This is a genomic window from Pseudomonas sp. E315, assembly GCF_055406205.1.
Genome location: NZ_JBUZPJ010000003.1, coordinates 230,333 through 249,744, shown reverse-complemented (window position 1 = coordinate 249,744; position 19,412 = coordinate 230,333). Strand labels below are relative to the sequence as shown.

Annotated in this window: 21 protein-coding genes; 12 read left to right on the top strand and 9 right to left on the bottom strand. The window is 56.5% G+C overall.

The features are described 5' to 3' along the window. Window positions 1-32 precede the first annotated feature (32 nt). Entirely contained in the window at window positions 33-488 is a 456-nt protein-coding gene (locus ACZRJQ_RS06555) for a carboxymuconolactone decarboxylase family protein (RefSeq protein ID WP_463977565.1), read from the bottom strand. A gap of 124 nt (window positions 489-612) precedes the next feature. Here ACZRJQ_RS06555 and pdxR point away from each other — a divergent pair, with 124 nt between their 5' ends. Then, the gene (gene pdxR, locus ACZRJQ_RS06550; protein WP_463977564.1) at window positions 613-2,049 is read left to right on the top strand and encodes a MocR-like pyridoxine biosynthesis transcription factor PdxR; all 1,437 of its coding nucleotides are present in this window, start codon (window positions 613-615) and stop codon (window positions 2,047-2,049) included. 9 nt (window positions 2,050-2,058) lie between these two features. On the opposite strand, the gene ACZRJQ_RS06545 is transcribed toward pdxR, so the two are convergent. The 5 genes from ACZRJQ_RS06545 to ACZRJQ_RS06525 form a co-directional block, all read right to left on the bottom strand. Next, window positions 2,059-2,700 carry a glutathione binding-like protein gene (locus ACZRJQ_RS06545; protein WP_463977563.1) on the bottom strand — a complete coding sequence of 214 codons (642 nt, stop codon included), beginning with the start codon at window positions 2,698-2,700 and terminating at the stop codon, window positions 2,059-2,061. Between the two features lie 183 nt (window positions 2,701-2,883). Further along, window positions 2,884-3,096, bottom strand: a complete 213-nt coding sequence (locus ACZRJQ_RS06540; RefSeq protein WP_048362703.1) for an SEC-C metal-binding domain-containing protein — start codon at window positions 3,094-3,096, stop codon at window positions 2,884-2,886. A 7-nt stretch (window positions 3,097-3,103) separates the two neighbouring features. Continuing rightward, on the bottom strand, window positions 3,104-3,589 hold the full coding sequence (locus ACZRJQ_RS06535; protein ID WP_463977562.1) for an LEA/WHy family protein: 486 nt from the start codon (window positions 3,587-3,589) through the stop codon (window positions 3,104-3,106). Between the two features lie 94 nt (window positions 3,590-3,683). Further along, the gene (locus tag ACZRJQ_RS06530) at window positions 3,684-4,160 is read right to left on the bottom strand and encodes a YchJ family protein (protein WP_463977561.1); all 477 of its coding nucleotides are present in this window, start codon (window positions 4,158-4,160) and stop codon (window positions 3,684-3,686) included. Between the two features lie 4 nt (window positions 4,161-4,164). After that, window positions 4,165-4,662, bottom strand: coding sequence for a DUF6231 family protein (locus ACZRJQ_RS06525; protein WP_463977560.1), 498 nt, complete (start codon window positions 4,660-4,662; stop codon window positions 4,165-4,167). A 163-nt stretch (window positions 4,663-4,825) separates the two neighbouring features. On the opposite strand from ACZRJQ_RS06525, the gene ACZRJQ_RS06520 reads away from it, so the two are divergent. The 4 genes from ACZRJQ_RS06520 (at window position 4,826) to ACZRJQ_RS06505 (ending at window position 7,500) form a co-directional block, all read left to right on the top strand. After that, a complete protein-coding gene (locus ACZRJQ_RS06520; RefSeq protein ID WP_463977559.1) occupies window positions 4,826-5,515 on the top strand; it encodes a PA1041 family peptidoglycan-binding anchor lipoprotein in 690 nt (229 codons plus the stop codon). 90 nt (window positions 5,516-5,605) lie between these two features. Next, complete coding sequence (locus ACZRJQ_RS06515; protein ID WP_463977558.1) at window positions 5,606-6,331, top strand: PA1041 family peptidoglycan-binding anchor lipoprotein; 726 nt, start codon at window positions 5,606-5,608, stop codon at window positions 6,329-6,331. A gap of 139 nt (window positions 6,332-6,470) precedes the next feature. Continuing rightward, the gene (locus ACZRJQ_RS06510) at window positions 6,471-6,749 is read left to right on the top strand and encodes a DUF1145 domain-containing protein (RefSeq protein ID WP_463977557.1); all 279 of its coding nucleotides are present in this window, start codon (window positions 6,471-6,473) and stop codon (window positions 6,747-6,749) included. Further along, on the top strand, window positions 6,742-7,500 hold the full coding sequence (locus ACZRJQ_RS06505) for a collagen-like protein (protein ID WP_463977556.1): 759 nt from the start codon (window positions 6,742-6,744) through the stop codon (window positions 7,498-7,500). The genes ACZRJQ_RS06510 and ACZRJQ_RS06505 overlap by 8 nt, the downstream gene beginning before the upstream one ends. A gap of 56 nt (window positions 7,501-7,556) precedes the next feature. On the opposite strand, the gene ACZRJQ_RS06500 is transcribed toward ACZRJQ_RS06505, so the two are convergent. Beyond that, a complete protein-coding gene (locus tag ACZRJQ_RS06500) occupies window positions 7,557-8,021 on the bottom strand; it encodes a CopD family protein (protein WP_463977555.1) in 465 nt (154 codons plus the stop codon). A 98-nt stretch (window positions 8,022-8,119) separates the two neighbouring features. Between ACZRJQ_RS06500 and dinG the strand changes: the two genes are divergently transcribed. The 6 genes from dinG (at window position 8,120) to pdxH (ending at window position 17,100) form a co-directional block, all read left to right on the top strand. Next, the gene (gene dinG / locus ACZRJQ_RS06495) at window positions 8,120-10,264 is read left to right on the top strand and encodes an ATP-dependent DNA helicase DinG (RefSeq protein ID WP_463977554.1); all 2,145 of its coding nucleotides are present in this window, start codon (window positions 8,120-8,122) and stop codon (window positions 10,262-10,264) included. A 94-nt stretch (window positions 10,265-10,358) separates the two neighbouring features. After that, window positions 10,359-12,653 carry a beta-galactosidase gene (locus tag ACZRJQ_RS06490; protein ID WP_463977553.1) on the top strand — a complete coding sequence of 765 codons (2,295 nt, stop codon included), beginning with the start codon at window positions 10,359-10,361 and terminating at the stop codon, window positions 12,651-12,653. A gap of 113 nt (window positions 12,654-12,766) precedes the next feature. Continuing rightward, window positions 12,767-13,912 (top strand): serine hydrolase domain-containing protein, encoded by a 1,146-nt coding sequence (locus tag ACZRJQ_RS06485; RefSeq protein WP_463977552.1) that lies wholly within the window; start codon window positions 12,767-12,769, stop codon window positions 13,910-13,912. 237 nt (window positions 13,913-14,149) lie between these two features. After that, window positions 14,150-15,295, top strand: a complete 1,146-nt coding sequence (locus ACZRJQ_RS06480) for a serine hydrolase domain-containing protein (protein ID WP_463977551.1) — start codon at window positions 14,150-14,152, stop codon at window positions 15,293-15,295. Window positions 15,296-15,405: 110 nt separating this feature from the next. After that, entirely contained in the window at window positions 15,406-16,428 is a 1,023-nt protein-coding gene (locus ACZRJQ_RS06475; protein WP_463977550.1) for an OmpA family protein, read from the top strand. Between the two features lie 24 nt (window positions 16,429-16,452). Beyond that, window positions 16,453-17,100: a pyridoxamine 5'-phosphate oxidase gene (gene pdxH / locus ACZRJQ_RS06470; protein WP_463977549.1), complete on the top strand. Its 648-nt coding sequence runs from the start codon at window positions 16,453-16,455 to the stop codon at window positions 17,098-17,100. On the opposite strand, the gene ACZRJQ_RS06465 is transcribed toward pdxH, so the two are convergent. Beyond that, entirely contained in the window at window positions 17,048-17,329 is a 282-nt protein-coding gene (locus ACZRJQ_RS06465; protein ID WP_463977548.1) for a hypothetical protein, read from the bottom strand. The two genes, pdxH and ACZRJQ_RS06465, sit on opposite strands and share 53 nt — an antisense overlap. Before the next feature lie 186 nt (window positions 17,330-17,515). Between ACZRJQ_RS06465 and ACZRJQ_RS06460 the strand changes: the two genes are divergently transcribed. Beyond that, window positions 17,516-17,980, top strand: coding sequence for an outer membrane lipoprotein (locus ACZRJQ_RS06460; protein ID WP_463977547.1), 465 nt, complete (start codon window positions 17,516-17,518; stop codon window positions 17,978-17,980). Window positions 17,981-18,082: 102 nt separating this feature from the next. Here the strand turns inward: ACZRJQ_RS06460 and nhaA are convergent, their stop codons facing one another. Continuing rightward, on the bottom strand, window positions 18,083-19,264 hold the full coding sequence (gene nhaA / locus ACZRJQ_RS06455) for a Na+/H+ antiporter NhaA (protein WP_463977546.1): 1,182 nt from the start codon (window positions 19,262-19,264) through the stop codon (window positions 18,083-18,085). Between the last annotated feature and the right edge of the window lie 148 nt (window positions 19,265-19,412).

The following is a 19,412-nucleotide window of genomic DNA, read 5'->3' as shown; positions in this document are numbered from 1 at the left end:
TGAGCCGCCGACGCTACAAAAACACAGCCGGCTTAAGCCTTTTCGGCGCCCGCAGGCGTTGGGCGAAATGCCACCCCGAAGCGATTGAATGCGTTCATCAAACCGATTGCATAGGTCAGGTCGGCCAGTTCCTTATCGTTGAACGCTGCGCCGACTGCTTCATAGTCGGCATCCGGGACGCCAGCTGCGCCAATGCGCGTGACAGTTTCGGCCCAGGCCAGCGCAGCACGCTCGCGGGCAGTGAAAAGTTCGCCTGCTTCGTGCCATACCGGTACCAGCACAAGTTTGTCCACCGACAAGCCCAACTTGAGCAGGTCGCGCGAGTGCATGTCGATGCAGTAGGCGCAGCCGTTAATCTGCGAAACGCGCAAGTAAACAAGGTCGATAAGCAGGGCAGGCAGGCCGCACTGCTGTACATAGCCATGAACCCCTAAAAAGGCTTTGAACCCGGCTGGGGAGGCTTCGGCGTAATTAAGGCGATGCGTCATGTTGGATCCTTGAGTGAGCGTGTTTAAGGGCGCCATAGTGCAGCCCTTTGGCCTATTGAAAAAGAACCAAGATCCATGTTTAGTGCTAGGCCATGATTGCTCAAAAATGCTATTGGCCACCAAGATGACCTCTTCGGATAATCGCTTTCTCCCCCTCGACGCCTGCGCCACAGAGCCGATGTATAGGCAGCTGTATTGGCGTTTTCGTGGGGCCATTGCTGACAGTGTGCTCAAGCCCGGAGATCGCATGCCTTCCGCCAGGGCGCTGGCCAAAGAGCTGGGGTTGGCGAGGGGAACCATTGATGCCGCCTATGGATTGCTCAGCGCCGAAGGGTTTATTCAGTCGCGGGGGCAAGCGGGCACGGTTGTGGCGCCCGGGATTGATGCCAAGGCTTTAGTGGGCGCTGCCCCCAGCACGCTGGCTGCGCCTATCAATCAACAACCTGCTGCGGTATTGCCGCTTCAATTGGCCTTACCTGCACTGGATGCTTTTCCGAGGAAAATCTGGGCGCAATTGGGTGCAAAATGCGTGCGTGCAGCACAGACCGTGGACATGGCTTATCCGTCTGTCTACGGACTAGCCGCGTTACGCACAGCAATAGCGTCCTACTTGCAGGTCGCCCGGGGGATTACATGCCAGCCTGAACAAGTGTTCGTGACGTCGGGTTACCGCAACACATTGGCGCTCATTGCTCATGCACTGCTTAAGCCCGGTGACAACGTACTTGTGGAAGATCCGGGCTTTCCCTTGACCCGACAGCTTTTGCAGCATCTTCAAATGAACGCTGTGCCTGTTGAGGTTGATCAGGAGGGCATGCGGGTTGGGCTGGGTGTTGAGGGGTTTGCGCACGCCCGTGCGGCAGTTGTCACGCCCGCTCATCAAAGCCCGTTGTGCGTCACACTCTCGCTGGATCGAAGGCTTGAGCTATTGGCGTGGGCGACACGACAGCAAGCCTGGATTGTCGAAGATGACTATGACGGTGAGTACCGCTACGTCAGCCGCCCGCTGCCTGCGCTTAAAAGTCTGGACCATGCTGGACGAGTGCTCTATGCCGGCACTTTCAGCAAAGTGCTGTTCCCGGGGTTGCGACTTGCATATCTGGTTGTACCGAGTGCTCAAGTCGAACGATTTGAGCACGCCAGCCAAACCTGTCTTGGCGGTAGCCCTCATCTGACACAGGCCATCGTCGCTGCTTTCATGATGCAAGGGCACTTTGCGCGACATATCCAGCGCATGCGTAAGCTTTATGGCGAGCGTCGTGAGGCAACGGCAAAAGGGCTCAAATTGGCGTTGGGTGAGCGGGTGCGTATAGATGCTGCGCCGGGTGGCATGCACCTCATTCTTCATCTCACGCCAGCTCAGTCAGATCGCTTGTTGGTTGAGCGTTTACGTCACGAGGGTATTTACGCCGAAGCGTTGACGCAGTGGAGCACCCGGGATGACACTCAGCCTGCACTGCTGGTCGGTTTTGCCAACATCGACTCCCAAGGCACTGCCGAGCAGTTGGGCAGGCGCATCCTTGAACAGATGCTGGCGCAACACGAGGCGCCAGCGAGCTGAGCCTGTGACTTACGCGGGTGGATTGATCTTGGCCACCAGTGCGTAGGCGCGTTCGGTGGCCGGGCGGGCCTGGACACGTTCGAACCAGGTTTTGAGTGCCGGGAAGTCATCCAAGTTCTGACCTTGGCGCTCATGGGGCACGATCCACGGGTAGATTGCCATGTCAGCAATGCTGTACTCGTCGCCCGCAACAAACTCACGGCCTTGCAACTGGGTGTTCAGCACTCGATACAGGCGAGCGGTTTCATCGACATAACGCTTGATGGCGTAGGGGATTTTTTCTGGGGCAAACAGGTTGAAATGATGATTTTGCCCGGCCATCGGCCCCAAGCCACCCATTTGCCAGAACAGCCATTGCAATGCCATTTGCCGACCACGCAAATCTTTGGGCAGAAACTGTCCGGTTTTCTCGGCGAGGTACAACAAGATTGCCCCTGACTCAAACAATGACAGTGGAGCGCCGCCGTCGGCCGGCGTTTGATCAACAATGGCCGGAATTCGATTGTTTGGGGAAATTTTCAAAAAAGCCGGTTCAAACTGTTCGTTTTTACCAATGTTCACCGGATGAATGCGGTAAGGCAGCCCGGCCTCTTCAAGAAACAACGAAACTTTGTGGCCGTTGGGCGTGGTCCAGTAGTAAAGATCGATCATGGAGTGCTCCAGAAGGGGACATTTGCGCGTCTAGCAGTTCGCAGCGCCCTGTCAGTTTTACGCCAGATCAGGTGTGGGTTGAAAGTGCCTGACGCAGTTATGCGCAGGCATTTTGGCGGTGCTAAAACAAAAACGCCGCGCGAACCCAAGGTTCGTGCGGCGTTTGCAGGGCCTTTTAAAGAATCAGGCGCCGTGGCACTTCTTGAACTTTTTGCTGCTGCCGCATGGGCAAGGGTCGTTGCGGCCAACGTCTTTCAAGGCGTTGCGCACTGGCTCTTGGTGAGCGTGGCCGCAGTTCGGGCCGTGCACGTGACCGTTATCGTGGTCATGGGCGTGATCATGCTGGTCATGATCATGGTTGCAGTCTGGGCCGTGAACGTGGGGTTGTTGGGTCATTACTCAATCACTCTGGAATAAAATCGCCGGGGATTATCTCGCCTTTGCGCATCAGGTGCACGTCGTTCCCATAGAACAAGCCCGTTTGAAGCGTACCTTCAAGCCGATAAGGGATGGGACGCTCAGGAGACTCAAGCAATTTGACCAAAGGTTTGACGTGCTGCCACAGGTTGGTGCGTACAGGGACAATAAACTCAGCATGCTTTTTGGGCTCCACGCTGAACCACTCGCTGTATTCGCCCTCGGTCAGTTGGATCGGCCCCAGATAAACGTTGTAAGTCAGCCCGCGTACCGTAAGCGTTGAGTTATTGGGGTTGTCGACCCGAAAGTGCAGCTTGAAGCGTTGTTCTAGCAATTTGGCTTGAACCAGTTCGACCTCAACCAAATGAACTTCGGGTTCTTTGTCGGCTGATTCAAACCAAGAGGCGCAACCTGAGAGCGCCAGGATCATCGCAAGGCCAATAATTGTTGTTATTCGTGCCCGAGAATCCATTCCTTACTCCAATACAGACCGAGGCCTGAAATAGGTGCTTCAAGAGTGTGTGAACACGAGGCAACCACTGCGTGATAGCTCGTGTCAGCTCGACTCAATTACCGAAAAACCCCGCACAGCATTTTTTGAACTTAAAACCGCTTGCGCAGGGGCAGGCATCATTGCGACCCACTTTGAGCGGCACTGTGGGGTCGATGAAATACCAGCGGCCAGCGCTTTGTACAAATGACGAGCGTTCGCGGTGGCTGTGTTCACCTTGTAGGTCGTGCCAGCGTGCAGTAAAGGTTACAAATGCATGTTCAGGCTGACCGCCAAACACTTCGCTTTGCTCCACCTCCAGGCCTAGCCACGTACTGCGGGCGCTCCAGTCGGCGATCGCTAGCCGATCAAGCCCGGCCTGTTGTACGGGCAGGGTGGTATCGACCAGATAGTCGATCAGCCCCAACACATAAGCGCTGTAACGCGAGCGCATCAGCGATTCGGCACCTGGGGCGGGGTGCCCGGCGTGATAGTGCCCACAGCAGGCGTCCAGCAAATTGCCGCTGCCACACGGACAAATAGATGTACTCATCGGCTTACCACCAATATTTGCCAAAGTTTTCGGGATTGGCCCAAAACCTGGCATTTAGCCAATCGGGGACTTGTTTGTACTCACGTAGGTCATAAGTGAACAGATTTAGTTCCTGTTCGTCACGCTGAAAACGCTCGCTGTTTTGTAGGGCAAGAGCGAAAAAGTCGGTTTCTTTCCAGCCGCAAGCTGTCAGATCAGCCAACACAGCGATACGGCTCGCATTCAGGTTACGAATGCCTCCCAGCAGCTCCAGGCCTGTCTGCTTGGGTAAGTGCTCCAGACAATCGACAATCAAAGCAAGGTCAAAGCGCTGGGCCGCCAAGTCTGCGGGCAAAACACCGGGCTCGGCTTGCGCAATCAATGCTGTCGGATGCGCGGTTTGAAAGTCTGCCAGCGCGGGAAAGCTGCTAGCACTAACGATCAGCAGCCGTTGCGGGGCATGAAGATCAAGCAGTGCCGCCAAGGCTTGCTGGGGTGTACGGGGCGAAATACCAAGCGTCATTGAAAGTCCTCAATCAGAGCGCCCAAGACTAGCGTGCCAAGACGTATAGGCCTAGGGGCATTAACGTCGGGCAGGCTTATGGCACTTTGCTGGCGCATAACAAAACCGGCGTCTTTACTTCCAGAGCATCGGCCAATCGCCGACCCTCAGGAGAGACCCCTTTATGAGCATTATCAGAACAGCAGTCCCTTTGATTGTTCTCACCAGTGTGTTGACGGGCTGCGCCGGGTTGCAAAAAACCGACTGGCCCACCTGCGCAGCCGTTGGTGGTGTGGGCGGGGCGGCGTTGGGCGCCATACAAAGTTCGGCTTGGGCGGGCGGCGGGGCAGTGTTTGGCGCGGGTATGGCTGCCGCTTATTGCTGGGTGCATGGTGATGGCGATGCGGACGCAGATGGCGTGCCTGACAGCCGCGATAAATGCCCTGATACGCCAAGAGGGGTGCAGGTTGATGCGACAGGTTGCCCGATAGTGGAAGTAGTGGTCGTTCAGGAAGTCGTGGTGGTTGAAGAAACCATTGTGGTGCGCGACGTTCACTTTGAATTCAACTCGGCAAAATTGACTGCCACAGACAAGGAAAAACTCAACGTTATTGCCGCACGCCTGAAAAAAGATGCGGCCAATGCTCAGCTCAAAGTCACCGGTTATACCGACAGTGTGGGCAGCGAAGCCTACAACCTCAAACTGTCGAAAGAGCGGGCGCAAGCAGTGGTCAACTATTTGATCGACAGCGGTGTGCCGCGCAGCCAATTTGTGTCTGTGGCCGGTGGTGGTGAATCGAACCCTGTGGCCAGCAATCAGACGCCAGAGGGGCGCGCACAAAACCGCCGCACGGTGATTCAAATTATTCGCTGAGGTCCTTGTCCTGCGCGGCTTGTGTAGCCGTGAATGCGGGTCTTTACTCCTGTGTAACCGGTATCGGCCGGTGACACAGGAGCATTCACGATGAAAGTCCTATCACGGGCCGTTTTGCCGGCTCTTCTTCTGAGCGGTGTACTGACAGGCTGTAGCACTACCAGTGATGGCACCGCCCCACTAAATCAACGTACCTGGCCTATTTGCAGCCTGCTCGGCGGCTTGGTGGGCGGAGGGCTTGGCGCTATCGAAAGCGGGGCTTGGGCCGGTGGTGGCGCGGCATTGGGCCTGATTACCGGCGGCCTGATCTGCTATGCCCAAGACGGCGATGAAGACGGTGATGGCGTGTTTGATCGCCGTGACAAATGCCCCGACACCCCCGCCAACACGCCAGTGAGTCACAACGGTTGCCCGCTGCCGCAATATCCGGCCACAGCCAGCGTGCCAGAAGCAGTCGTGGTGCAAGACGAGGTCATAACGCTGAGTGATCAAGGGCCTGTGTTATTTGCCTTTGATTCGGCCGAACTGACTACTGAGGCGCGCAATCAACTGGCACCTCTGATGGCTAAATTGAGCAACGCTGACATCGTTAATATCAACATCGTTGGCTACACCGACAGCCAAGGCTCAGATGCCTACAACCAAAAACTTTCCGGGCGACGCGCCAATAGTGTGGCCACCTACTTGATCAGCCAAGGGATCCCGGCGGCTAAAGTGACCAGTCAGGGCATGGGCGAAAATCAGCCTGTGGCCGATAACGCAACTGAACAAGGTCGGACGCAAAACCGCAGGGTAGAGCTGCACATTAAGCGTTAAGGGGCACCGCTGGTCTGAGTAACTTCGTCAAACCAGCGGCGAACCTCGCGCTTTTATATATTTTTCACCCGGCCTCTGGCGTAGCCCTCATGCAAGCCGTTAATGTGCGCTCAAAGAAAAAACATAAAAGGGCGGTTGTATGAAGGTGTTTTGGGGGCTGGGGAAGGTTTTGACGCTGTTGTTCTGGGGAGTAGCCCTGATCAATGTGTTTAAACCGCTGATCAACCCATTTGATTTGCTGATTAACCTGGCCGCTAGCCTATTGCTGTTGACGCACATGCTGGAACTGGTGCTGTTCAATAGCAGCCTGCAAGGTCGCCCGCACCCTTGGCGTGATCGGTTGTATATCCTTTTGGTTGGAATCCTGCACGTGCAAACCCTCCCTAAACCTTCAGAACAAGGCGCGCGCCATGCGTAAGTTATGTTTATTGGCTGCGTTGTGCAGCCCTTTTGCTCAGGCGGATGTGGTGCAAGTGCAAGCCAACACCTTGATGCGTTTACCGGCCAATACCAGCGTATTGCAGCTCGAAAAGCTTGAAGTTGCCGACTACGGCACCTTGCTGATCCCGGCGGGAGTTACTCAGGTCAACATCGACCAACTGCGTTTAGGTCATGAGGCGCGCATTACCATTGTTCCTGGCGAGCGCGGGATTGAACTGCGAGTTGCTCATGCTGAACTCGACAGCGGGAGCCAGATCAATGCGCGTGGTGCCAGTGGCACGTTCGAAAAACCAGCGCGGCCTGCTCGCGACTTGACCTTGCGGTTTGACTCGCTGCAAGCCCCGCAATTGTCGATTGATGCCCGTGGTGGCACCGGAGCCCCAGGTTTTGTAGGGCTCGATGGCGGTAACGGCGAAGATCCAGGCTGTACGTGGGGCCAAGCGGGCAAAGGTGCAAATGGTGATAACGGCGGCAATGGCCAGCAGGGCGCTGCAGGTGCGCAAGTCCGGCTCGAACTGCCTCGCGATTACCCCGATGAGCTGATTAAAGTGCGTGTTGATGGTGGAGCAGGCGGTAAGCCGGGCGAAGCAGGGCGCGCAGGCGCTGGCGGTAAATCCAAGGGCTGCATTGTTTATCGCGCTGATGGCGGTAAGTCAGGCCACGCGGGGCTTGCCGGTGAGCCGGGTGAGGCAGGAGCGCCGGGTGCGCTGATTATTCAGCGCTTGTGATGCGTTTGCGGCAGTTGTCACGCACGGCTGCCGCAGGCTATGTCGAGCGGGCGTTTTCAAAACATGGGGCGTGCCGCTGCAATCGCCACTAACACCAACCCCACAATCAAATTGCACCCCACCCATCTGCGAATCCGGCCCAAGGCGCTTGCGCCTGCGGCCCAATCCTGTGCCTCAACTGCTTTGCGCAACTCAGGTAGTTGCAGCGATTGAATCCGAATAAACAGCGCCACCATGACGATGTACAAGCCCATCATGATTTGCACATAACGCGGCGCAGTTTCGAAACCGTTGAAGCGTATTTGTAACAAGCCCACACCGCTTATCGGCAAAATCACAACGGCGACCCACACCCAAACAAAAAATCGTTGAAACACCTGCACCCACAGTTTTAATCGCTGCGGGCCTTCAAGGGCCGTCATAGCGGCTGGGCGCAGAATCATCCAGGCGAAAAACATGCCGCCGACCCATATCAGGGCGGCCAATACATGCAGGCTGTAGGCGAGGGCAAAAGCAGTCATCGGGGTACTCCGTTCGGCGCAGGATGAATTAGCGGGGTATGATAGCGGCCATTCGAACCACTGAAAATTTATCCAGCGTTTCTTGCGCCCGAAGAACCATGATTAGTAACGAACTCAAATCCCAGATCCAGGGCGCCTACTCGCGTTTTCTCGAAGCTAAAAGCCTCAAGCCACGCTATGGCCAGCGTTTGATGATTGCCGAAGTCGCCAAGGTGTTGGGCGACATTGACACCGACGAAGAAGGCCATCGCAGTGGCGACCCTGCTGTGGTCGCCGTTGAGGCGGGCACTGGCACCGGTAAAACCGTGGCGTACAGCTTGGCTGCGATTCCTACCGCCAAGGCCGCCGGCAAGCGCTTGGTCATCGCAACGGCCACTGTCGCGCTGCAAGAGCAGATTGTTTACAAAGACCTCCCCGACTTGATGCGCAACAGCGGGCTGAATTTCAGCTTTGCGCTGGCCAAGGGCCGTGGGCGTTATATGTGCCTGTCCAAACTCGACATGCTGCTGCAAGAAGGCCACGCGCAAACCGCGACGGCGCAGCTGTTTGAGGAAGAGGGCTTCAAGATCGAGGTCGATGAAGCCAGCCAAAAATTGTTTACCAGCATGATCGAGAAGCTGGCCGGTAATAAGTGGGATGGCGACCGAGATAGCTGGCCTCAAGCCCTCGAAGATCAGGATTGGGCGCGTTTAACCACCGACCACAGCCAGTGCACCAATCGTCATTGCCCGAACTTCGGCCAGTGTGCTTTTTATAAAGCCCGCGAAGGCATGAGCAAGGTGGACGTGATTGTCACCAACCACGACATGGTGCTGGCCGATCTGGCGTTAGGTGGCGGTGCGGTGTTGCCTGATCCGCGTGACACGCTTTACGTGTTCGATGAAGGCCATCACCTGCCAGACAAGGCCATCGGCCACTTTGCCCATTACACGCGTTTGCGTTCGACTGCCGATTGGCTGGAGCAAACTGCCAAAAACCTCACCAAATTGCTGGCGCAACACCCGCTGCCGGGCGACTTGGGCCGCTTGCTGGAGCAAGTGCCGGAGCTGGCCAAAGAGATCAAGGCGCAGCAACAGTTCATGTTCTCGGCTTGTGAGCAAATTGCCGACTTTAAAGTAGGTGAAGAACCCGAGGGCCGTGAGCGCCCGCGCCATCGCTTTGTTGGCGGTTTGATCCCTGACCATCTACGTGAAATGGGCATTGAGCTGAAGAAGGGTTTTTCACGCCTCACAGACCTGTTCACCCGCCTGACCGAGATCCTCAAGGACGGCATGGATGGCGAGGTCAATATCGGTATTACCAGCAATCAGGCCGAAGAGTGGTACCCGCTGTTCGGCAGTTTGTTGTCCCGCGCCCAAGGTAACTGGGAATTGTGGACGGCCTTTACCGTAGAAGACCCGGAAGATAACCCGCCAATGGCGCGCTGGTTAACTTTGGCCGAAAGCGGGTCACTCTTTGACATTGAAGTAAACGCCAGCCCCATTCTGGCCGCCGAGATGTTGCGTCGAAACCTGTGGAACGTAGCCTACGGCGCTCTGGTGACCTCGGCGACGTTGACCGCTTTAGGCACTTTTGATCGTTTTCGCATGCGTGCAGGTCTGCCTAAAGCCGCCGTGACAGCCGTGGTGCCCAGCCCGTTTCACCACGCGGATGCAGGTGTGTTGCGAGTGCCGGATCTTAAAGCCGACCCACGCGATGCAATGGCCCATACCGCAGCGATCATCCGTGACCTGCCGGATCTGGTTGAGGGTTCGCGGGGCACATTGGTGCTGTTTTCATCACGCAAACAAATGCAGGACGTGTTTGACGGCCTGGAGCGTGATTGGCGCAAGCAGGTGTTTATTCAGGGCAACTTGTCCAAGCAAGAAACCCTCAACAAGCACAAGGCGCGTGTTGATGGTGGCGACTCCAGCGTGTTGTTCGGGCTGGCCAGCTTTGCAGAAGGGGTCGATTTGCCCGGCGCTTATTGCGAGCACGTGGTGATTGCCAAAATCCCGTTTTCAGTGCCCGATGACCCGGTTGAAGCGGCATTGGCCGAATGGATCGAAGCCCGTGGCGGTAACCCGTTCATGGAAATCTCCGTGCCTGATGCCTCGCTCAAGTTGGTGCAGGCTTGCGGGCGGTTGCTGCGAACCGAACAGGATCGCGGCACGATTACTCTGCTCGATCGGCGTTTGGTCACTCAGCGCTACGGCAAGGCTATTCTCAACGCGTTGCCGCCATTTCGGCGTGAAATTTCTTAAGAGCGAGTCGGCGTAATTTCCGACTTTGCGACCTATGCTTTGACTCTTAGCACCTCACAGGCCGCTTTCGGTCGTTAGGGAGACCCAGATCCATATGATTGGCCGTTCGTTATCTGCTGTTTTTGCGTTGATGGTCGCGACCCCGCTTTGGGCGGCGCCTGCGGGTCAACAAACCTTGTTCAACTTCGTCCGCCCCGCTGATGTGGTGCAAGTGGTGACCGTGGATGCGAGCTTGCCGCAATACAACGCGGAGCAAACAGCGGAAGGTGAAGTGCTGCGCCGCGTAACCTTCAACCCGGCCACTGCGCCCAGCCTGCGTTTGACCCCGCAAAGTGGTACCTGGGACTGGTCCGGCTCGGGGATGATGACCCTGCGCATCCAAAATGCGATGAGCTGGGCGTTGACCCTCGACGTCACGGTACAAAGCAGCAACGGCAAAACCCTCACCAGTCGCATTGACCTGCCGGCTGGGCCTGCTCAAACCTTGCTGCTGCCTTTGCAAGCCAATTCGCCCCGTAGCCAAGGCATGCGCGCAGGCCCGCCAATGCCGATGACCCTTGAGGGGCAGCGCATTCTGTTGGCTGGCAGTGAAGGCGAGATAGATCGTAGTCAAGTGGTGTCGGTCACCTTGTCGATCCCGCAACCTTCTGCTGCGCAAAGCATCTTGCTGGAGCGTTTTGGCGTGCAGGATGGCGAGGGTGTGATCAAGGCGGTGTACGGCTCGATTGTTGACGGTTACGGCCAGTCCACACGCGCCAAATGGCCAGAGCGTGTAAGCAATGACGAGCAGCTAAAAGCGGCGGCTGCCAAAGAGCAACAACAGCTTAAAGGTTGGTTGGCGGCACGTAGCGAGCAAGACACCTTTGGTGGGTTGCTTAAAGGCCCGACATTTAAGGCTACGGGGTTTTTCCATACCGAAAAGCGTAACGGCCGCTGGCATTTGGTCACCCCAGAGGGGCACCCGTTTTACTCGTTGGGCTTGAACGCCGTCACTGCCAATGACAGTCAGACCTACGTGACCGGGCGTGAATGGATGTTTACCGATCTGCCCGAAGGCAGCGCGCCGTTGGGTAATTTTTACGGCAACGCCGATCATGTGAACGGCAACGGAGCCTCTCAGGGCCGGGGGTTTAATGCCGGGCGTTGGTACAACTTTTATGGGGCCAACCTGCAACGCCTTTACGGCCAGCCCTGTGCGGTGACCCAAGCCGAGCCTGCTGTGCCTTGCCCGCCTGTTGTTTTCGACGCTAAACGCTGGCAGACCCACACTCTGGATCGCTTGCAAGCTTGGGGGTTCAACACCATTGGCAACTGGAGCGATCCGGCGCTAGGCCTAAACGATCGAGTGCCTTACACCTTGCCGCTGTCGATTGTGGGCGATTACGCCAGTATCAGCACCGGCGCTGACTGGTGGGGCGGCATGCCTGACCCGTTTGACCCGCGTTTTGCGATGGCCACTGAACGAGCGGTCGCGATTGCTGCGCGTGATCACCGCGATGATCCCTGGCTGATCGGTTATTTCGCCGATAACGAATTGGCATGGGCGGGCCCTGGCAACGACCCTAAATCACGCTACGCGCTGGCCTATGGCACGTTGCGCTTAAGCACTGATGTGCCGGCCAAGCGCGCCTTCCTTAAGCAATTGCGCGACAAGTACCGCAACCAGCAAGGTTTGTCCAAGGCGTGGGGGGTAGATATCCCGGCTTGGGAATTGATGGAAGACCCAGGTTTTGAAGCCCCATTGCCTAATGCTGAACACCCGCAGATCGAGGCGGATTATCAGCACTTTCAAAAGGTGTTCGCTGACACCTATTTCAAAACCATCACTGATTCATTGAAGTGGCACGCCCCCAACCATCTGATGCTTGGCGGGCGTTTTGCCGCCAGCACTCCAGAGGCCGTGGCCTCCTGCGCGCAGTACTGCGATGTGCTGAGTTTTAACTTCTATACCCTGCAACCGCAGGACGGTTATGACTTCGCGAAACTGCATGAGTTAGATAAGCCGGTGATGATCACCGAGTTCAATTTCGGCTCCCGCGATCGCGGCCCATTTTGGGGCGGCGTGACAGAGGTGCCTAATGAGCAAGCGCGTGGCCCTGCTTACGCCAAGTTCCTCAAGCAAGCCGCAGATGAGCCCTCCATTGTGGGCGTGCATTGGTTTCAGTACCTGGATCAGCCAGTGACCGGGCGTTTGCTGGATGGTGAAAACGGCCATTTCGGCATGATTGGGATCACTGACCTGCCTTTTACAGGCTTTGTCGACAGTGTGCGCAAAGCGAACCTGGGTCTGCTTGATCAGATCGGGCAAGAGGCAGCCAAGGGGCAGGCTCAAGCAGAGCAGGCCGTCAAAACCAGCTCTCACAGCCCAGCACCCGTTAAAAGTCACTGATTATCTGAAACCCGACAGGCGGCGATACTGTTCGTCGCTATCGGGTGGCTGTGACGTGGCGTACTGCCCCTCTAGAACTAAGGTTTTCCACTCAATTGAATGGAGCCTTCGATATGGACGCAAAAGGGAAGTGTGCAGCAGGATTCGAAGCCGTTCAGCAAGCGTTTGAGGCCATTTTTGATGACCCTCAAGAGAGAGGCGCTGGCGTTTGCGTACAAGTTGGCGGTGAAACGGTTGTGGATCTCTGGGCGGGTGTGGCGGATTTAGAAGGTAATAAACCTTGGGATCACGGCACGTTGGTCAATACCTACTGTGCCATCAAGCCTTTTACCGCAGTGGCCGCCTTAATGCTGGTGGAGCAGGGCAAGCTGGAGCTGGATGTTCCGGTTGCGCACTACTGGCCAGAGTTTGCGCAAGGCGGTAAAGAACGGGTCACTTTGCGTCAGGTGTTGTCCCATACCTCTGGGGTGCCTGCACTGCGCTTACCCAGTCGTAGCCCTGTTATGTACGACTGGGAAGCCATGATTGAGGTGATGGCGGCCGAGCCTCTTTGGTGGGCGCCGGGCACAGACGTAGCGTACGGTGCCACTACTTACGGCTGGATCGTGGGAGAACTCATTCGGCGCGTTGATGGCCGAGCCCCTTGCACCTTTATTAGGGAGCAGATTTCGCAACCCAACGGGCTGGAAGTTCACATGGGGGTAGAGCCACAGCACTTCCACCGCATCGCTTATTTCGAACGCGCACCGGGCCGAGTTGGCGACAACTATGCGCAAGACCTGCGCAACGTGTTGGTCGGTGAGCCCGAACATGTGGCAACCCTCGCGTTTACCAACCCTTCCAACTCACCTAGCCAAACAGATGACCCGCGTTGGTGGGCGCATCAGCAGCCGGGCGTCAATGGGCATGGCACCGCCCACGGTTTGGCCGGGTTTTACAGTGCGCTGTTGGCTGGGCGTTTGATTGGCCCTGATTTGTTGGAAGACTTCACTCGTGAGCACAGCAAAAGTATGGATCGCACCTTGCTGCGCCCCATGCGTTATGGGTTGGGCTGCATGATGGAACAACCGACTGAGCCGGGGGCAACGCATTGCATGGGCCCCAACGCATTTGGTCATGTAGGGTTGGGTGGCCCGGTTTCTTTTGCCGACCCTGAGCGAGAGGTGACGTTTGGTTTTGTCACTAACACGATGGGCAGCCATGTGCTGATGGACCCTCGTGTTCAAAAACTCGCCACCTTGGCTTACGCAGCGCTTTAGGTTTGGCGGGCGGTTGTTAGGGGTGCTCGCGATAGTACGCAACTGCGGCTAACGCGAGCACGTTAGCGTCAGGGCTTGGCTTTTTCACGAAAAATCCACTCATGGGTTGATAGCGTCTGCGCCACGCGTACTAGACGTGAAAATTGTACGAAAGGAGTTGTTTACTCTGTTTCAAAATCTGACTAGGGCTGGAACAATGCACCCCTTGTTGAGCGAAGCTTGATCCAGGAGGTACGGGTGCAGATTCAGGGTTTTCACGACCTTAAGTTCGAAGCAGTGCGCGAAGCGTTTGCAGAGATTTTTAACGACCCGCAAGAGCGCGGTGCGGCGTTGTGCATCCAAGTGGGCGGCGAAACCGTCATTGATCTGTGGGCCGGGACTGCTGATAAAGACGGCGAGCAGCCTTGGCACACCGACACCCTTGTTAATCTGTTTTCCTGCACCAAAACCTTTACCGCCGTCACGGCGTTGCAACTGGTGGAAGAGGGCAAGCTTGAGCTGGACGTACCGGTGGCGCGCTATTGGCCCGAGTTTTCGGCAGCGGGCAAAGAGTCCATTACATTGCGTCAACTGCTGAGCCATCGAGCCGGGTTACCAGCCTTGCGTGAACTGATGCCGCCAGAGGCCTTGTATGACTGGCAGGTGATGGTCGACGCCTTGGCTGCTGAGGCGCCGTGGTGGACGCCGGGTGAAGGGCATGGTTATGCGGCTATCACTTATGGCTGGCTGGTGGGCGAGTTGATTCGTCGCGCTGATGGGCGTAGTGCCGGTCAGTCGATCATGGCGCGCACGGCACAGCCGCTGGGGCTGGACTTCCATGTTGGTTTGGCTGACGAAGAGTTTTATCGGGTCGCGCATGTCGCTCGCAGCAAGGGCAATATTGGGGATGCTGCGGCTCAACGTTTGTTACAGGCGATGATGAAAGAGCCTACGTCCATGAGCACCCGGGCATTTACCAACCCGCCGTCTATCATGACCAGCACTAACAAGCCGCAGTGGCGACGGATGGAGCAGCCAGCGGCCAATGGTCACGGCAACGCACGCAGCTTGGCGGGGTTTTATAGCGGCTTGCTGGATGGGCGTTTGCTGGAGAGCGAAATGCTTGCTGAGTTGACGCGTGAACACAGCTTGGGTGAGGACAAAACCTTACGCACCCAAACCCGTTTGGGGCTTGGTTGCATGCTTGATCAACCCAGTGTGCCTAACGCTACGTATGGGCTTGGGCCTAAAGCGTTTGGTCATCCGGGTGCAGGTGGCTCGATCGGGTTTGCTGACCCCGATTCTGAGGTGGCATTTGGCTTCGTCACGAATACACTAGGGCCCTATGTGCTGATGGACCCGCGAGCACAAAAGCTGGTTAAAGTTTTGGCCGACTGTCTATAACGGGGTATTTGTAGGCCGTAGGTCGGAACGCTGTAGCTTTTATGTGTTTAATACGTTTTTTTATGTGGGCATAGCGCCTCTTTATTCTTAATTCATTGTGTGGATATTCAATGTCATCTAATAAGACCCTCGCTTTGGCTCTTTGCCTGGCTATTACCGGTTGCGCACAAACTCCACAGAATGACGCCGAAGGTGGCCACAAATGGTGGCAACTGGGATCGAGTGATCAGGCGTCCACTGCGGCTGACAAAAACGCCAGCGCAACCGACAAAAAAGTTACGCCGCCTGCCGCCAAGGCCGCCGTCGAAAAAGAAAAAGCCGTAGCAGTTGTAGCCCCCGCTGCAAGCACCAAGACAGAGAAGAACTGGTGGTGGCCATTCGGTGGTAGCGACGCCAAAGACTCGAAGACAGCTGCTACCAAAGTTATTCCAATGCCAGATCCGAAAATTACCCAAGCCTGGTTGGATGAGTATGAGCCGCGCCTGCGTTTGGCCATCAAAGACACCAACCTGAAGTTGGAGCGTCGTGAGAACCTGCTGGTGATCGTAGCCTCCGCTGACAGCTCGTTTAAAGCCACTCGCCCGGATTTGCTGATGCCTAACATGCTCGGCCCGTTCACTCGCGTGGCTAAAGTGGTTGAAGGTGACCCTAAAACAGCCGTTCTGGTACTGGGCCATGCCGACACCACGGGTGCGATGGCTGCCAATACCAAGTTGAGTCTGGATCGCGCCAAATCTGTGGCTGCGATCTTCCGCTTGAGCGGCTTGCAGAGCAATCGCCTGACCTTGCGTGGCATGGGCTCGGTTATGCCGCGTGCAGCCAACGACAGTAACGAAGGCCGGGCGCTGAACCGCCGGGTTGAAATCCTGATGACCCCGCAAAACACCATGTTGGCTTTGGTCAGCAAATACAGCCAGCCTGCGTTGTCGCCTGCTGAACTGCTGGCCGTACAACCGGCAGTAGCGGCGCCAAAAGCTTCGAGCAAAAAGGCCGCTGCACCCGCTAAAAAGGCAGTGGTGGCCAAGAAAGCAACGCCAGCTAAAAAGCCTGTAAAAGCGGCACCTGCCAAAAAACCAGTGGTGGCAAAAGCTGCGGCCAAAAAAGATGCTGCCAACACCCAAGCCAAAAACTGATGGTTTGATCTACGGGAGGGTGTCATGACTCAAGCGTTGGCCGATATGCGACGTGACTACACCCGTGACGGGCTCGCCGAGGCTCAGGCCCCGGCGGAACCTTTCGCGTTGTTTCATCAGTGGTTTGCTGATGCTGTCAAAACCGAGCAGCCACCGGTCGAGGCCAATGCCATGACGTTGGCGACGGTGGACGCCGAAGGTCGACCGCATTGCCGGGTTTTGCTGCTCAAAGGGTTGGACGAAAAAGGGTTCACCTTTTTTACCAACTACACCAGCGCCAAAGGCCAGCAACTGGTAGAGCGGCCATTCGCTGCAATGACGTTCTTCTGGCCGACACTGGAGCGTCAGGTGCGCATCGAAGGCGACGTGGTCAAGGTTACGGCGCAAGAGTCCGACGCCTACTATCAGGTTCGCCCACTGGGCAGCCGGATTGGAGCGTGGGCTTCGCCGCAAAGCCAGGTGATCAGTGGCCGTGAAGCATTAACCGAGTTGCTCAAGGCTACTGAGGCACGCTTCAGTGACACCCAACCACACTGCCCTGAGCACTGGGGTGGTTTTCGGCTACTGCCCAAGCGCATCGAGTTTTGGCAAGGGCGCCCCAGCCGTTTGCACGACAGGCTTAACTACCGGCTTGAGGGGGCTGACTGGACGCGCGAGCGTTTGGCGCCTTGACTGAGTAATCAGCCGCGGCCGCTTGCAGCCATGCTGGCAAGTCGCGGCGTTTTACTTTTTGCTGATGGGCAAGTTTAAGGCGCTCCAGCATAAAGGCCTTCTTGTCGGCATCGTCTGCTGCCAGCGACAGCGCCAAATCTCGATCCATCCAGCGTTTAATGCGCACATACAACCACCCGTGAAAATACAAACCTGCGGCCGTGGTGATGAAAATGATGAAGTAGTCCATGGCAATCCTGTGGCGGGCGGCGCAAGTTTTGTTATTACGCGCTACCCTTTGCTTAAGTTTTTAAATGGCTGTGGGGCCTGGCCTGGCTGTACAGGCGCTGAATAAAGGCCATTTTATCTGCGCCGTGCGGTGACATGCCCCCGGCTGCGGAGTTTAATGAATCCCTGATCTATTGGAGTTGATCTCATGCGTAAGTCCGTACTGTTAATTGCTGCTTTTTCTACCATGACAGTCTTGTTGAGCGGCTGCACCTCAAGCTTGACCGGCGACACATACTCGCGTGATGAAGCGCGTCGCGTACAAACCGTTCGTATGGGCACAATCGTTGCCTTACGCCCTGTACAAATTGAAGGCACCAAGACCCCGATCGGCGCTGCAACAGGTGCAATCGTGGGTGGTGTGGGTGGCAGTGCTATCGGTGGTGGCCGTGGCAGCATCGTGACCGCCGTAATTGGCGCCGTCGCAGGTGGTTTGCTGGGTTCTGCTGCTGAGTCTGGCCTGACCAAAACTCAGGGCGTAGAAATCACCGTGCGTGAAGATGACGGCAGCACCCGTGCTTATGTGCAGCAGGTTGAGCCGAATCAGGTCTTCCGTACTGGCGAGCGCGTGCGCATCATGACGGTTGATGGCACCAGCCGCGTGACCCAATAAGCCCACGGGTTTATCGCAAAAAATAAAAACCCCCGGCCAGCTTATGCTGTTCGGGGGTTTTTATTGCGTAAGTGCATCGCGAGTAAACTCGCGCCTACGCGGTTAAGCGGGTTGTTGATTGCGGCTAAAGAACGCCGTCACACCATACCCGATCAGTGCTGCGAGGATCGAGCCGGTCAGGATGCCCATGCGGTCCATGCCCACGTATTCGCTGCTACCCGCGACAAACGCCAACGAGCCAACGAACAGACTCATGGTGAAGCCTATCCCGCACAGAATGGCCACGCCAAACACCTGACCCCAGTTCGCGCCCGCAGGCAGTGCCGCGAGGCCGGTTTTGATGGCAAGCCACGTCAAACCAAACACGCCCACGGTTTTACCAATCAGCAAACCCGCCGCAATACCCATTGGGACATGGTGGGTGAAGCTGTGCAGGTTAACGCCCGCCAGTGATACGCCTGCGTTGGCGAATGCAAATAGCGGCAAAATCCCGTAAGCCACCCAAGGATGTAGCGCATGCTCGATGCTCAGCAGAGGCGAAGGCTCGGAATTTTTGGTTCGCAGCGGAATGCAGAACGCCAGTGTCACGCCCGCCAACGTCGCATGTACGCCGCTCTTGAGCACGCACACCCACAGGATCAGGCCGATGATCATGTAAGGCGCGATTTTCACCACGCCCATGCGATTCATCACAATCAACGCCACCAGGCACGCAGCAGCCAACAACAGTGACAGGCCGGACAACTCGCTGGAGTAGAACACGGCAATCACGATGATTGCGCCCAGGTCGTCGATGATTGCCAGCGTCATCAGAAACAGCTTCAACGACACCGGCACACGCTTGCCGAGCAGCGCTAACACGCCGAGGGCAAAGGCAATGTCGGTGGCCATCGGGATGGCCCAACCGCCAAGGGCGGCCGGGTTGTCCTTGTTCAGAAACCAGTAAATGAGCGCTGGAACCACCATCCCGCCAATAGCGGCTGCGCCGGGCAGAACCACTTGTGAGGGTTTGGACAAATGACCCTCGAGCAGCTCGCGTTTGACCTCCAGACCAATGAGCAGGAAGAACAAAGCCATCAGGCCGTCGTTGATCCACAGCAACGAGGGTTTGGCGATTTGCAGGGCGCCGATTTGAACCGCCACCGGCACATCCAAAAAGGCTGTGTAGAAGTGAGAAAGCGGTGAGTTATTGATGATCAAAGCCAGAGCGGCTGCGGCAATCAATAGCAAACCGCTGGCAGCTTCCAACTGAAAGAAACGAGTGAAAGTACTACGCAGAGGCAAGGTCGCTCTCCATTGAATAGTTAAAGGGTGCGACACCCTAACCCGTGCCGTTAGTTGTTAAAACAAAAAATATATTCTTTTTTGTTATAAGCAGTTGCCTGATATCACGACCTTAAAAAGCCTAGCAGTTGTGTGTCAAATTGAGTCG

Coding starts and splice junctions, on each gene's coding strand:
- ACZRJQ_RS06555 (WP_463977565.1), bottom strand. CDS start 488: ATGACGCATCGCCTTAATTACGCCGAAGCCTCCCCAGCCGGGTTCAAA.
- pdxR (WP_463977564.1), top strand. CDS start 613: ATGACCTCTTCGGATAATCGCTTTCTCCCCCTCGACGCCTGCGCCACA.
- ACZRJQ_RS06545 (WP_463977563.1), bottom strand. CDS start 2,700: ATGATCGATCTTTACTACTGGACCACGCCCAACGGCCACAAAGTTTCG.
- ACZRJQ_RS06540 (WP_048362703.1), bottom strand. CDS start 3,096: ATGACCCAACAACCCCACGTTCACGGCCCAGACTGCAACCATGATCAT.
- ACZRJQ_RS06535 (WP_463977562.1), bottom strand. CDS start 3,589: ATGGATTCTCGGGCACGAATAACAACAATTATTGGCCTTGCGATGATC.
- ACZRJQ_RS06530 (WP_463977561.1), bottom strand. CDS start 4,160: ATGAGTACATCTATTTGTCCGTGTGGCAGCGGCAATTTGCTGGACGCC.
- ACZRJQ_RS06525 (WP_463977560.1), bottom strand. CDS start 4,662: ATGACGCTTGGTATTTCGCCCCGTACACCCCAGCAAGCCTTGGCGGCA.
- ACZRJQ_RS06520 (WP_463977559.1), top strand. CDS start 4,826: ATGAGCATTATCAGAACAGCAGTCCCTTTGATTGTTCTCACCAGTGTG.
- ACZRJQ_RS06515 (WP_463977558.1), top strand. CDS start 5,606: ATGAAAGTCCTATCACGGGCCGTTTTGCCGGCTCTTCTTCTGAGCGGT.
- ACZRJQ_RS06510 (WP_463977557.1), top strand. CDS start 6,471: ATGAAGGTGTTTTGGGGGCTGGGGAAGGTTTTGACGCTGTTGTTCTGG.
- ACZRJQ_RS06505 (WP_463977556.1), top strand. CDS start 6,742: ATGCGTAAGTTATGTTTATTGGCTGCGTTGTGCAGCCCTTTTGCTCAG.
- ACZRJQ_RS06500 (WP_463977555.1), bottom strand. CDS start 8,021: ATGACTGCTTTTGCCCTCGCCTACAGCCTGCATGTATTGGCCGCCCTG.
- dinG (WP_463977554.1), top strand. CDS start 8,120: ATGATTAGTAACGAACTCAAATCCCAGATCCAGGGCGCCTACTCGCGT.
- ACZRJQ_RS06490 (WP_463977553.1), top strand. CDS start 10,359: ATGATTGGCCGTTCGTTATCTGCTGTTTTTGCGTTGATGGTCGCGACC.
- ACZRJQ_RS06485 (WP_463977552.1), top strand. CDS start 12,767: ATGGACGCAAAAGGGAAGTGTGCAGCAGGATTCGAAGCCGTTCAGCAA.
- ACZRJQ_RS06475 (WP_463977550.1), top strand. CDS start 15,406: ATGTCATCTAATAAGACCCTCGCTTTGGCTCTTTGCCTGGCTATTACC.
- pdxH (WP_463977549.1), top strand. CDS start 16,453: ATGACTCAAGCGTTGGCCGATATGCGACGTGACTACACCCGTGACGGG.
- ACZRJQ_RS06465 (WP_463977548.1), bottom strand. CDS start 17,329: ATGGACTACTTCATCATTTTCATCACCACGGCCGCAGGTTTGTATTTT.
- ACZRJQ_RS06460 (WP_463977547.1), top strand. CDS start 17,516: ATGCGTAAGTCCGTACTGTTAATTGCTGCTTTTTCTACCATGACAGTC.